The sequence below is a fragment of the Streptomyces sp. NPDC001027 genome (assembly GCF_040299045.1).
GTDB lineage: Bacteria > Actinomycetota > Actinomycetes > Streptomycetales > Streptomycetaceae > Streptomyces.
The window spans coordinates 1-12,841 of the sequence record NZ_JBEPBI010000220.1 but is presented as its reverse complement, the minus strand read 5'-3'; the positions used below and the strand labels follow the sequence as shown (position 1 = coordinate 12,841).

9 protein-coding genes and 1 pseudogene are annotated in these 12,841 nt (G+C 71.0%); 4 read left to right on the top strand and 6 right to left on the bottom strand.

The features are described 5' to 3' along the window. Window positions 1-32 precede the first annotated feature (32 nt). The gene (locus ABT300_RS34880; protein ID WP_351684525.1) at window positions 33-506 is read left to right on the top strand and encodes a MarR family winged helix-turn-helix transcriptional regulator; all 474 of its coding nucleotides are present in this window, start codon (window positions 33-35) and stop codon (window positions 504-506) included. Between the two features lie 177 nt (window positions 507-683). Here the strand turns inward: ABT300_RS34880 and ABT300_RS34875 are convergent, their stop codons facing one another. The 6 genes and pseudogenes from ABT300_RS34875 to ABT300_RS34850 form a co-directional block, all read right to left on the bottom strand. After that, complete coding sequence (locus ABT300_RS34875) at window positions 684-1,073, bottom strand: STAS domain-containing protein (RefSeq protein ID WP_351684523.1); 390 nt, start codon at window positions 1,071-1,073, stop codon at window positions 684-686. A gap of 224 nt (window positions 1,074-1,297) precedes the next feature. Beyond that, window positions 1,298-3,787, bottom strand: a complete 2,490-nt coding sequence (locus ABT300_RS34870; RefSeq protein WP_351684521.1) for a SpoIIE family protein phosphatase — start codon at window positions 3,785-3,787, stop codon at window positions 1,298-1,300. Between the two features lie 54 nt (window positions 3,788-3,841). Then, window positions 3,842-8,119: a HAMP domain-containing protein gene (locus ABT300_RS34865; RefSeq protein WP_351684519.1), complete on the bottom strand. Its 4,278-nt coding sequence runs from the start codon at window positions 8,117-8,119 to the stop codon at window positions 3,842-3,844. A 349-nt stretch (window positions 8,120-8,468) separates the two neighbouring features. After that, window positions 8,469-8,621, bottom strand: a pseudogene (locus tag ABT300_RS34860) (sigma factor-like helix-turn-helix DNA-binding protein); the annotation flags it as partial. A 251-nt stretch (window positions 8,622-8,872) separates the two neighbouring features. Beyond that, the gene (locus ABT300_RS34855) at window positions 8,873-9,721 is read right to left on the bottom strand and encodes a hypothetical protein (protein WP_351684517.1); all 849 of its coding nucleotides are present in this window, start codon (window positions 9,719-9,721) and stop codon (window positions 8,873-8,875) included. 95 nt (window positions 9,722-9,816) lie between these two features. Further along, complete coding sequence (locus tag ABT300_RS34850) at window positions 9,817-10,284, bottom strand: helix-turn-helix domain-containing protein (protein WP_351684514.1); 468 nt, start codon at window positions 10,282-10,284, stop codon at window positions 9,817-9,819. 206 nt (window positions 10,285-10,490) lie between these two features. Here ABT300_RS34850 and ABT300_RS34845 point away from each other — a divergent pair, with 206 nt between their 5' ends. The 3 genes from ABT300_RS34845 to ABT300_RS34835 form a co-directional block, all read left to right on the top strand. Then, window positions 10,491-10,724, top strand: a complete 234-nt coding sequence (locus ABT300_RS34845; RefSeq protein ID WP_351684512.1) for a helix-turn-helix transcriptional regulator — start codon at window positions 10,491-10,493, stop codon at window positions 10,722-10,724. A 99-nt stretch (window positions 10,725-10,823) separates the two neighbouring features. Further along, on the top strand, window positions 10,824-11,921 hold the full coding sequence (locus tag ABT300_RS34840; RefSeq protein ID WP_351684509.1) for a YqaJ viral recombinase family nuclease: 1,098 nt from the start codon (window positions 10,824-10,826) through the stop codon (window positions 11,919-11,921). Window positions 11,922-11,924: 3 nt separating this feature from the next. Continuing rightward, window positions 11,925-12,841, top strand: a 917-nt coding sequence (locus ABT300_RS34835; protein ID WP_351684507.1) for a recombinase RecT, incomplete at its 3' end; no start/stop codon positions are given.

Below are 12,841 nucleotides of genomic sequence, written 5' to 3'. Positions count from 1 at the left end.
GTCGCCTCGATCCCTGCGAGAGTGTCACCGTGATGTCCTCCTCCTCGCGTCCGCAGCCCGACCAGGTGGCGCGTGTGACCTCACAGGCGTCCGAGCTGCTGGAAGTCCTGTGGGGCCGCGCCTCCACGGCCCCGGTCTCCGCGTCCCAGCTGCGCGTGCTGTTCATCCTGGAGCACCACGAGGGCATCAACCTGCGCACGCTCGCCGAGTCCCTCGGGTCCACGCCGCCGTCCACCAGCCGCCTCTGCGACCGGCTCCAGGCCGTCGGCTTCGTCGAACGCCGGACCGCCGCCGGCAGCCGCCGGGAGCTGGAACTGCTCCTCAGCCGTCGCGGGCGCGCCTTCCTGGCCGACCTCAGGTCCCGCCGGGAGGCGGCGCTGGAGGGGGTGCTGGAGCAGATGCCGGCGGTGCAGCGCAGCGCCCTGCTGAGGGGGCTGGAGGCGTTCTGCGAGGCCGCGGCCTCGCAGATCCACCAGTCCGACGCCGCCGACGCCCGTACCGCCTGACGGTGTCCCGGCGTGCTCGGGCTCGCCCACAGGCACATCGGTGATCCCTCCCGCATCTGTCCTGCTCACTCTGTTGCCTCCCGCGGACAGTTGTCAAATGACAACTGTCGGACGGCAGTCGTCCGCACCTGCGCTTTTCCCCGTACGCCACCGGTCGCCCGCCGCGGCCCGCGGACGTCAGCCCTGCGGGGTCTCCTGCGCCTGCCGACGGTCGATGAGCTCCAGGGCGTCGTCCGCCTTCTCCGATATGGGCACCGTGATGCTGACCCCGGTCAGCTCCAGCACACGGCGCACGGCCGGCCGCGGATTGATCACGTGGACGCTGCCCGGCAGATCCCGGGCCTCCTGGTAGACCCGCAGGATGATGTTCATCCCGGACGAGTCCATGAACGGGACCTCAGAGAGGTCGATCAGGAAATGCCGTCGCCCGTGATGGAGCTGGTTGGCCAGATGGGCCTGGAACTCGGTCGCGGTGTCGAGGTCCAGATGGCCCTCGACCGTGACCAGGGCGACGTCCTCACGAGGCAGCGTGACCTCGACGGACAGGGGGTTCTGGGCGATGGACACGTGTTCCTCCGAATGCTGGCGGTCGGGGGCGTCTACCCCGGCGGGCGACTTCGATGCGCCGGGGCGGTGGGCCTGGACGGGCAGGCACGGCACGGGAGTGTTCCCCATCGTCCTGTCCTGCCCCTTTCCACCTGCGGATCCCCGGCCTGTCGGTGCGCACAGCCGGATACCCCCGAACCGCGACCTCATGCATCGCCCCCGCACACCCGCACGCCGCGGGCGCCCTACCGCAGCCGGATGCCCACGATGCAGGTGTCGTCGTCCGTGTCGGACCTGCTGTAGGTGAGCAGGCGGTCCAGCTGCTGGTCCAGGGTCGGCGGCACCGTGCGGGCCTGGACCAGCAGCTGCGTCAGCGACTCCTCCACGGACCGGTCGCGCCGCTCGATGAGGCCGTCGGTGTACATCAGCAGGGTGTCCTCCGCGGCCAGCTGGACCTCCTCCTCCTCGTACACCGTCTCCGGCACCGCGCCCAGCAGCATCCCCCTCAGCAGGGGCAGCGGAGCCGCCTGCGCGTCCCGCACCAGCACCGGCGGCAGATGACCCGCCCGGGCCCAGCGCAGGGTGTGCCGGGCCGGGTCGTACAGGCCGCACACCGCCGTGGCCGTGATCGAGCCCGTCAGATGGTGCGCGACGATGTTGAGCCACGACAGCAGCTGCCCCGGCCCCGCCCCGGTCACCGCCAGCCCGCGCAGCGCGTTGCGCAGCACCACCATGCTGGTGGCCGCCTCGATGCCGTGCCCGGCCACGTCGCCCACGCACAGCATCACCAGGCCCGAGGGCAGCACGACGGCGTCGTACCAGTCGCCCCCCACCAGGTGCTCCTCCTCGGCCGGCCGGTAGCGGACCGCCACCTGGAGGCCGGGGGCCTCCAGCGGGGCCCGGGTGGGCGGCATGATGGCGTGCTGCAGCTGCAGCGCCAGCCGGCTGCGCTCGCTCGCCTGCTGCTCGCTCTGCGCCAGCTGGTCGCGGGTGGCGGCCAGCGCCACCTCCGTCCAGTGCTGCGACGAGATGTCCTGGTAGGCCCCGCGGACGGCGACCAGGCGGCCGTCGGTGTCCAGCACCGGCTCGGCGACGATCCGCATGTGCCGGGTCACCCCGTCCGGCCGCTGCAGCCGGAAGGCGGCGGAGGCGGGACGACGGCGGTGCAGCAGCGTGCGCAGCAGCCGGCCGACGATCACCGCGTCGTCGGGGTGCGTGTGCGCCGACAGGTCCTCCAGCGGCACCGGAGGGCTCGACAGGGGCCGCCCGTACAGGGCGAACAGCTGCCCGTTCCAGGTGGTCTCGCCGGTGAGCAGATCCTCCTCGAAACCGCCGATGCGACCGAGGCGCTGGGCGTTCTGCAACAGGCTCGCCAGTCGCGCCGCCTCGTCCTCGATCCGCCAGATCAGCAGCACGCACGCGCCGTGCCGGCTGATGCTGAGGTCCGCGACGGCCGCCAGCGGCACCTCGCCCACCAGCGCGGTCAGACTCATCCGGCGGGCCCGGAACGGCTCGCCCGTGGCGTGCACCCGCTCGATGCGCTGGAAGAGGTCACCGCCTCCGGCGGCCATCGGATAGGCCTCCAGCAGCAGCGCGCCGTTGATCACGGCCCGGGGCCGCCCCGCCGGGTCGAGGAAGCGGTCGTTGACGTGCTGGATCCGGAAGTCGAGGAGCTTCCCCCCGGCGTCGACGTGCGGCACCAGGACCAGGGCCGGATCGTGCAGGCCGTCCGTCAGGTCCATCAGCTCCGAGGCGTCCGGCAGCACGACCGGCTGCCGGCCGGGCCCGCGCACATGCACATACGACTGCAGCGTGTGCGCGCACAGCTCCGCCAGCGCCTCCACCTGGCGCATCACCTGCGGCGGCTGCGGGGGCAGCGGCGTCGGCCAGGCGATCTCCAGAATCCCGTGCACCCGTCCGGCGGTCGCGGCGGGCACCGCGACCCTCCCTCCGCCCGGGTACAGCTGACGCCCCACCGTGGGCAGCCCGGTCGCGCCGAGCGACCCGATCCACTGGGTCGACCCCTCGGCGAGGCCGTGCCGGGCCACGGTCGCCACGTCCGGCGGCACATAGCGCCAGCGCTCGGCCTCGCCGGGGGAGAACCCCGCACTGCCCGCCAGCGTCAGCGAGCCGTCGGAGCCCACCGCCCAGATCGCCACCGCCACCGCGCCCAGCGGCTCCAGCGCGTGCTGGAGCAGGGAGTCGGCGACCGCCTGGGTGTCGTGCGCCGCCGCCAGCGCTCCGCTCTCCGCGGCCCGCAGCCGCACGGCGGCCGACCGCTCCTGCGGATCCCCCGTCCCCGTGACGGCGGCCAGGAAGGCCTGCGTCACCTCGGACACCCGGTCCCTGGCCGCCTGGTTGATGACGTCCACCGCGAACTCCAGCGGCGTCGTCCCGGCCTGCTCGGCGAGATCCGACAGCTGCTGCGCCGCTTCGGCCGGCCCGCACCCGAGACGCTCCACGAGGATGCCCTTGGCGAGTTCGACCAGGGCCCGCCCGTCCGCCTCCGCCTGCGCCGCCCGCACCTCCCGGCGCAGCCGGTCCACCGTCGCGGCGAGCCGGCCCACCGGCGAGGGCCCGGCGCTCTCCTCCCGCGCTTCCGCCCCCGGCGGGCCCGCGTCCTCCCCGGACGGCGGCCGGTCCCCGGCCTGCGGGGCGAGGACCCCGGGCACGGCGGCCGGTACGGGCAGGGACCGGGCGTCGCCGGGTTCTGTCGGCTGGGCGGGAACGGTCACGGTGTGCGGACTCCTCGGCTTCGAACGCCTGGGCGCGGGCGGGGCGGGACGTCCTCAGACGGTCAGCCAGCGTCGGACGCAGGCCATGAGGTCATGGGTGTCGACCGGCTTGGTGACGTAGTCGCTGGCCCCCGAGGCGAGGCTCTTCTCCCGGTCTCCCGGCATCGCCTTCGCGGTCACCGCCACGATCGGCAGATCCGCGTACTCGGGAATGCGGCGGATCTCGGCCGTGGCCGTGTACCCGTCCATCTCCGGCATCATCACGTCCATCAGCACCAGCGCGATCTCCGGGTTGTCGCGCAGGGTGTCGATCCCCTCGCGGCCGTTCTCGGCGTGCAGCACCCGGACGCCGTGCAGCTCCAGGATCCCGCTGAGCGCGAACAGGTTGCGCGCGTCGTCGTCGACGACCAGCACGGTGCGGCCCACGACGGCGTCGTCCACCGGCGGCGGCCCCTCGGGCTGCGGCTCGTCCGGGCGGACCAGAGCCAGCACGTCCCCCGGCTGCTCGGCGGACAGATGCAGGGTGATGCGCTCACGCAGCTCGTCCAGACTCGACAGGAACTCCATCGGCTTGCCCGCCGCACGGGACTGCAGGCTCCGCTCCTGGGCCAGGTCCGCACGGTGCCCGCTGTGGACGAGCACCGGCACCCCGGTCAGCGCCGAGTCGTCGTGCAGGGCCTCCAGGAACCGGGAGGCCTCAGCGTCGGGCATGCCCAGTTCCAGGACGACGCAGTGGCAGGGCTCCGCCGCCAGCGCGCCCGCCGCCTCGTGCGCCCCCACCGCGGTGACGATGTCCACCGGGGCCGCCGACGTGCCGTCCTCCCGGCCGCGCGCCATGTCCGCCACCACGGACTCGGCCACCAGGGTCAGCAGACCGCGGGGCCGCTCCTCCACCACCAGCAGCCGACGCGGACGCCGCCCGGCGGGACCGAGCGCCACCGGCACGCCCGCAGCGCCGACCGGGATCGCCGAGGGCGGCTCGCCGAGGACCCGCTCCACGGCCCGGCCGCCGTCGATGACCTCCTGGAAGTCCCGCCGCGCCACCGGCAGATAGAGCGTGAACGTGCTGCCGCGCCCCGGCGTGCTGTCGACCGTGACCGCTCCGCCGAGCAGATGGGCGATCTCCCGGGTGATGGACAGACCCAGGCCCGTGCCGCCGTACTTGCGGCTGGTGGTGCCGTCCGCCTGCTGGAAGGCGCCGAAGATGGTCTCCAGCTGCTGCTCCGGAATGCCGATGCCGGTGTCCTTCACCCGGAACGCCACCACCGTGCCGCCGCGCACCACCCCGCTCGGCACCTCGTCGTCGGAGGCCGGCTCGACACGCAGCTCCACACCGCCCTGCTCGGTGAACTTCACCGCGTTGGACAGCAGGTTGCGCAGCACCTGCCGCAGCCGCGAGTCGTCGGTCAACAGGTCGGCGGGGGCGCCGGCGGCCGTGTCGACGGTGAACTCGAGGCTCTTCTGCGACGTCATCGGCCGGAACGTCGCCTCGACGTACTCGATGAGCTGCCGCAGCGAGACCCGCTCCGGCGAGACGTCCATCTTGCCCGCCTCGACCTTCGAGAGGTCCAGGATGTCGTTGATCAGCTGCAGCAGATCCGAGCCGGCCGAGTGGATGATGCCCGCGTACTCGACCTGCTTGGGGGTGAGGTTGCGCGAGGGGTTCTGCGCCAGCAACTGGGCCAGGATGAGCAGGCTGTTGAGCGGGGTGCGCAGCTCGTGGCTCATGTTCGCCAGGAACTCGGACTTGTACTTCGAGGCCAGGGACAGCTGCTGCGCCCGCGCCTCGAGCTCCTGCCGCGCCTGCTCGATCTGCAGGTTCTTCGCCTCGATGTCGCGGTTCTGCGCCACCAGCAGGGAGGCCTTCTCCTCCAGTTCGGCGTTGGAGTGCTGCAGTTCCTCCTGCTGGGACTGCAACTCGGCCGAGCGGGCCTGCAGTTCGGCGGTGAGCCGCTGCGACTCGTCGAGCAGCTCGTCGGTGCGGGCGTTCGCCACGATGGTGTTGACGTTGACGCCGATGGTCACCCGCAGCTGCTCCAGGAAGTCCACGTGGGTCTGCGTGAAGGCGGTCACCGACGCCAGCTCGATGACGCCGAGCACCTGCCCCTCGAAGACGATGGGCAGCAGAAGCAGGGCGCTGGGCTCGACCTCGCCGAGCCCCGAGGAGACGGTGACGTAGCCGGGCGGCAGCTCGTCCACGGTGATCGTGCGGCGGCTGCGGGCGGCCTGGCCCACCAGCGAGCGGCCGAAGGGGATGCGGGTGGGGCGGGTGTCGTCGGCGGGGTAGCCGTAGGCGCCCACGAGCCGCAGCTCGGGTCCGTCGGGTCCGTCCTCGGCGAGGTGGAAGGCGCCGAACTGGGCGGACACCAGCGGCACCAGCTCGTCCATGATCAGCTCGGCGACCACGGGCAGGTCGCGGTGACCCTGCATCAGGCCCGAGATGCGCGCCAGGTTCGTCTTGAGCCAGTCCTGCTCCTGGTTGGCCCGGGTGGTCTCGCGCAGGGACTCCACCATCGAGTTGATGTTGTCCTTGAGGTCGGCGACCTCGCCGGAGGCCACCACGGTGATGGACCGGGTCAGATCGCCCTCGGCGACGGCGCTCGTGACCTCGGCGATCGCGCGGACCTGCCGGGTCAGGTTCCCGGCCAGCTCGTTGACGTTCTCCGTGAGGCGCTTCCAGGTGCCCGAGACGCCTTCCACCTCGGCCTGCCCGCCGAGGCGTCCTTCGGTGCCGACCTCGCGGGCGACGCGGGTGACCTCGTCGGCGAAGGCGGAGAGCTGGTCGACCATCGTGTTGATGGTCGTCTTGAGCTCGAGGATCTCGCCGCGGGCGTCGACGTCGATCTTCTTCGACAGATCGCCGCGGGCCACGGCCGTGGTCACCAGCGCGATGTTGCGGACCTGGCCGGTGAGGTTGTTGGCCATCGAGTTGACGTTGTCGGTGAGGTCCTTCCAGGTGCCGGCCACGTTCGGCACCTGCGCCTGGCCGCCGAGGCGCCCTTCGGTGCCGACCTCGCGGGCGACGCGCGTCACCTCGTCGGCGAACGCGGACAGCGTGTCCACCATGGTGTTGATGACGTCCGCGAGGGCCGCTACCTCGCCCTTGGCCTCGACGGTGATCTTCTGCGACAGGTCGCCGCGGGCCACGGCGGTGGCGACCTGGGCGATGGAGCGCACCTGGCCCGTCAGGTTCGACGCCATGACGTTGACGTTGTCGGTGAGGTCCTTCCAGGTGCCGGACACCCCGCGGACCGTGGCCTGCCCGCCCAGGTTGCCCGCCGTGCCGACCTCGCGGGCGACGCGGGTGACCTCGTCGGCGAAGGCGGAGAGCTGGTCGACCATCGTGTTGATGGTGTTCTTCAGTTCGAGGATCTCGCCGCGGGCGTCGACGGTGATCTTCTGGGAGAGGTCGCCCTTGGCCACCGCGGTCGCCACCTGGGCGACGTTGCGGACCTGGTTGGTGAGGTTTCCGGCCATGAAGTTGACCGAGTCGGTGAGGTCCCGCCAGGTGCCCTTGACCCCCTTGACGTCGGCCTGGCCGCCGAGGCGTCCTTCGGTGCCGACCTCGCGGGCGACGCGGGTGACCTCGTCGGCGAAGGCGGAGAGCTGGTCGACCATCGTGTTGATGGTGTTCTTCAGTTCGAGGATCTCGCCGCGGGCGTCGACGGTGATCTTCTGGGAGAGGTCGCCCTTGGCCACCGCCGTCGTCACCTGGGCGACGTTGCGGACCTGGTTGGTGAGGTTTCCGGCCATGAAGTTGACCGAGTCGGTGAGGTCCCGCCACACCCCGGCGACGCCGGGCACCTGCGCCTGGCCGCCGAGGCGTCCTTCGGTGCCGACCTCGCGGGCGACGCGGGTGACCTCGTCGGCGAACGCGGACAGCTGGTCGACCATCGTGTTGACGGTCTCCTTCAGCTGCAGGATCTCGCCCCGGGCCGGCACGTCGATCTTCTGGGAGAGATCGCCCTTCGCGACCGCCGTCGCCACCTGGGCGATGTCCCGCACCTGGGTGGTGAGGTTGCCCGCCATGGCGTTCACGGAGTCCGTCAGATCGGCCCAGGTCCCGGACACCCCGGGCACCTCCGCCTGACCGCCGAGGGTGCCCTCGGTGCCGACCTCGCGGGCGACGCGGGTCACCTCGGAGGTGAAGACCGACAGCTGGTCGACCATGCCGTTGAAGACGGTGGCGATGTCGCCCATCAGACCGTCGCCGTCGGTGGGCAACCGGGTGCCGAAGTCCCCGTCCCGTACGGCCGTCAGGCCGGCCAGGAGCTGGCGGAGCTCGTGGTCGCCGGGAACCGTGTCCGACGACTCGGTCGCGTTGCTGGTCATGCGTACCCTCGTTCCGCTCCCCAGGAGCCCCCGGGCGGGGACTCGGAACCGGGTCGCCCGGGTGGACGACCCCGCATGTCGCGCCTGTGTTTCCGCACTTCACGGCAGTGTGCGATGAGAGAAATCCGCCGCAGGCTAACTCACGGAAGCAGGCGGAAACAAAGCCTCACCCCACGTCGTCCACACAGGAATTCCCGATGACGCACACGATGCATACATGAGGGAAAGACGGGTACCCGGCACAGTTTCGCCCGGGACGGCGCACTCGCCGCCCCGGGCGACCCCGGTGTGATCCGGACGCGTCCTTTCGAGCCCCGTGCCGGGCCCGGGAGACGCGCCAGGTCTCGGCTCAGCCGACCTCGGACCCCAGCAGCCCGGTCCGCAGCCGCTGCACCATGCGGCTGATCAATCGCGACACGTGCATCTGCGAGATGCCGAGCTCCCGGCCGATCTCCGCCTGCGTGCGCTCCTCGACGAACCGCAGATGGACGATCCGTCGGTCGTGGATTGGAGTGCCACCCGCTGCACTAGGCGCCACGCGGGCAGGCACCCTGCGAGCAGCGGAAACGTTTCAGGTCCTCGCTTCTGCGGGGCCTTTTCACGTCCTCCAAGAACACTAGCTCGCCCGATGCTCGCCCGAAGTGAAAAACGCCGTCCGATCTCCGGCCGGAGCAGGTGCGGCGTGAGGGCTTTAACGGCGAGGCAGGCACGGAGAATCGTTTCTGAGACAGGCCGTCAGGAGCGTCCGCGCGGCTACAACTGGATACAGAGGTCGAGGCTGGAGTTGCCGGGGAAAAGGCAGATGCTCGCCGTGGTGCCGCCGGGAAACGGCGTCGGGGCCGGCGGCGGGCTGGGTTCCGGCTCGGGCTGTGGCACCGGCAGCGGCGGCGGTGCCGGAGCGGGGCTGTGCGCGGGCGGCACGGTGTCGGCCGGGGGCGCGGGTGCCGACGGGTACGACCGGTCCGGGGTGTGTGCCCTGGGGGGCTGAGGGGTGCCGTAGCTGCTGCTGCCCGGGTGGTGTTCGTCGGCGACGAAGGTCTGGCCGGGGTGCGTGAGTTGGGAGGCGGGGACGCCGCCGGCGCTGTCTGGTATCGCCGCGCTGGTCGTGTCGCGGGTGCCCGACGTGGCGTCGGTGTGGTGCCCGGTGGGTGCGCCCGGCTCCGAAGTCGGGGTGTCGATGTCACCAGAACTGGGGGCCGTCATCGACTGGACGGGCGCCGAGTGGGTCGGTGCCGCGCCGTCGCGGGTGTTGGCGGTGTAGTAGGCCGCGGCGGTGCCTGCGACGAGGACGGACGTTGCGGCCACGGCGACGGCCTGCGCGCGCCGTCGGGTCACGAGGGAGCGCAGGCGGTCGCCGAACGAGGCGAGGATGGCGACTGCGCCGCCGCCTATGTAGAGCGCCAGGTGCCGTTTGCGGCGTGCGGGCTCGGGAGGTTGTTCCTCCCAGGCGAGGGGCAGTTGTGTCAGTGCGGCGATTTTCGTCGCCGTCAGCTCTGCGTGGAGTCGCGTGACGTCGGATCGCGTCTTTCTGACCCAGTATGCGAGTTGTGTGATCGCAAGGATCGCAGCTCCGAGTAGAGCTGACAGAACGACAATGACCATACGCCACCCCGTAGTTGAGCATTCATGTTGCTTTCTGGTGATGAAACCCCTTTCGTAGCGGAATGTGCAAGTCCCTATTCAGAAAGTGACAGAAGTCAACCCGTCTCGCGCTGTTCACGCGACGTTTCTTGATCGTGGACCAGGCCGGGCCGGTTGATGCGGCGCAGCACCTCGTCCTGCGCCTCCGGGGGGAGCGTTGTGAGGAGTGCGGCGATCGCGCTGATGTGCGGATCGTCGGCGTACTGGCTCGAGGCGTCAGACGCTGAGGGTGGGGGTGCGGCGAGCCGTTCGAGTTCGTCGGCGGCGTCGCTGCGGCCGGCCTTGCGGAGTTCGTCTGCGGTGACCTGGGTGGCCTGGGCCATGCGGGCGAGGGTCTCGGGTGGAGCGGAGACGGGCACGTGGTGGCCGCTGACGGTCTGGTAGCCGGTGGTGATCTGCCGCCAGCGTGCGTCGCTGACGCCGGACCTTCGGGCGGCCGCGCGGCCGGACATTCGTGCCTGCTTGAGGGCTTCTCTGATCAGCACGGCCTCTGGTGGCGGTGCTGGCTTCTTCTGCGCGTCCATAGGTGCAGGTTCGCACAACTACGCGCTACTGCGCCACACGAGCGCGCAACGTGTCCAAAAAGTGCATACTGCGCATAGCCGTGGCTCAATTCATGTACTGCGCGCGCAGTCTGGACACTACGCCGTACTACGCATAGAGTGCGCACATGACCATTCGCCGAATGCGGCGCCGCAAAGGTGCCCCCTTCCATCACTCGCCACAGGCGGTGACACGCACACGAGAGAACGCCGGACTGACACAGGCAGACCTGGCGGAGAAGGCCGGATTCAGCATCCAGCTCATGTGCGACATCGAAGCGGGCCGCCGCAACGCGACCCCCGAGAAGCTCCGCGCGATGGCCGCAGTCCTCCAGTGCCAGGTCACGGACCTGCAGCCGGACGGCGGCGTGACGCAGCTCGACGACGAGCCGCCCCAGCCCCAGGAGCAGCGGGCGCTCTGACGCCCGCCCCTCGCGCCTCATGACGCGACGAAGCCGTCGAGCTCAGCACAGCTCGACGGCCTCGAATCCCCCGAACGATCCACGAAGAGAGATGGAACGTTGTCCCAACAGGCTACCCACCCCTGGACCCCCGCCACTGACCCGGCGGTCGACCTCGCCTACGGAGCACCCGCCGCGCGGCTGCTGCTGCCCGCTGGCGACCTCAACGACCCCTACTACCGCGAGCAGTGGGACGCGGTCCGGCGCGGCGGCATCGGCGGTTCCGAAGTCGCCGCCCTCCTCGGCCTCGACAAGTACCGCGGCCCCCGCCACGTCTTCGAGGCCAAGCACGGCCGGGCCGTGGCGAGCGGCGCCGCGCTCAGCGAGTACGCCGAAGTCGGCCAGGAGATCGAGGACTTCATCGCGTACATGTTCACGAAGCGGTCCGGTATCCCGGCCGTGCCGACCCCGGGCACGCTCGCGAACGTCGACCGGCCGTGGATGCGCTGCAACGTCGACCGGTACGCCCTCGACGCGGAGTCCGGCGTCGTCCTGGCCCCCGTCGAGCTGAAGAATCGCAGCGAGTACCAGCTCGACGACTGGACGGAAGGCGTCCCCGACGCGCCCGCCCTGCAAGTCCACTGGAACATGGCCGTCGGCGGCTGGTCGTACGGCTGGGCCGTCGCCCTCGTCGGCGGGAACAAGCTCCTCTTCCACCGCATCGAGCGCGACGACGAGCTGATCGACACCCTGATCGACGTGTGCGGCCGCTGGTACCAGCGGCACGTGGTCGAGGGGTTCCCGCCGCCCGCTGACGGACTGGAGGCGACGAAGGAACTCCTCGGCCGACTGTGGGAAGCGAAGCCGAACGAGGTCGTCGAGGTGCCCCGCGACAAGGCGCTCAGGCTGCGCAAGCGGCGCGCCTCCCTGATCGAGCAGATCAAGGAACTGGACGGCGAGCGGAACACCGTCGAGAACGAGATGCGGCTGATCTCGGAGAGCGCTGCGATCGCCAAGTCGGGTAAGAGCGTCGCCTGGTCGTGGAAGCAGAACGGCAACTTCGCGTCGAAGCGGTTTCAGGAAGAGGACCCCGACCTCGCCGCCGAGTACATGACCACGGTCGAGGTCGTCGACGTCGAGCGGCTGAAGGTCGAGAAGCCTCTGGTCTACGAGAAGTACCGGGCCCGCGTCCTGCGCGTTCCCGCGAAGGAGCTGTGACCCATGGCTCTGACCTCTCTCAAGGACCGCGTGCGGGCTGCGGCGGCATCGACGCCGAGCAGCGACGACATCCGGCACGACCGTGGCGAGGACGTCGTCGAGGAGACGCGCGCCGGTCACGACGACCAGGCGGCGTCGGCCGCTGACTGGCTCGGCCAATACCGGGCCGACGTCGAGGCCGCACTGCCGAAGCACATCAGTGCCGATCTGTTCTTCGCCGCGCTGCGCCCCACCCTGCCGAAACTGCGCGGCTGCACACCGGCCAGCGTCCTCCAGGCCGTCATCACGTGCGCGCGGTTCGGCCTGGTCCCGGACGGCCGCCAGGCGGTCATCGCCGCGGACGACCGGATCGCCACCTTCATCGCGACCTATCACGGCTACATCGACCTGATGTACCGGTCGGGCCTGGTGAAGTCCGTCGTGACCGGCCTCGTCTACCCGGGTGACGACTGGAACTGGGAGCCGACGGCCCCGCCTCCCGCCGATTTCACGCACAAGCCGGACGCCCTCGCGTCGAAGAAGGACCGGGGGGAGCCGCTGTTCGCGTACGCGTTCGCATGGCTGGAGGGCGGTGCCCGCTCGGCGGTCGCCGTCGTTACCCGCGAAGACGCCGAGGCCACCCGCGACGAGTACAGCAAGGCCTACCAGCGGGCCGAGCAGAGCGGCGCGAAGAACTCGTTCTGGCACACCCGTTTCGACGACATGCACACCAAGACGGCCGTGCGCCGCATGGCCAAGCTGGTGCCGCAGTCGGCGGAGCTGCGGGCCCTGGTCGCGGTCGAGCAGGCCGCCGAGGACGGCACGCCGCAGATCCTCGCCGTGATCGACCGGGAGACGGCCGCGCTGGAAGCGGAGGCGCGGCAGGCCGCCAGGGCGGCCGAGGCATCGCAGGACCGCCCGGCGCCGGGCCTGCCCGTCAA

Excerpts from the sequence above, each read along its gene's own strand:
- ABT300_RS34880 (WP_351684525.1), top strand. The coding sequence starts at position 33 with ATGTCCTCCTCCTCGCGTCCGCAGCCCGACCAGGTGGCGCGTGTGACC.
- ABT300_RS34865 (WP_351684519.1), bottom strand. The coding sequence starts at position 8,119 with ATGACCAGCAACGCGACCGAGTCGTCGGACACGGTTCCCGGCGACCAC.
- ABT300_RS34855 (WP_351684517.1), bottom strand. The coding sequence starts at position 9,721 with ATGGTCATTGTCGTTCTGTCAGCTCTACTCGGAGCTGCGATCCTTGCG.
- ABT300_RS34850 (WP_351684514.1), bottom strand. The coding sequence starts at position 10,284 with ATGGACGCGCAGAAGAAGCCAGCACCGCCACCAGAGGCCGTGCTGATC.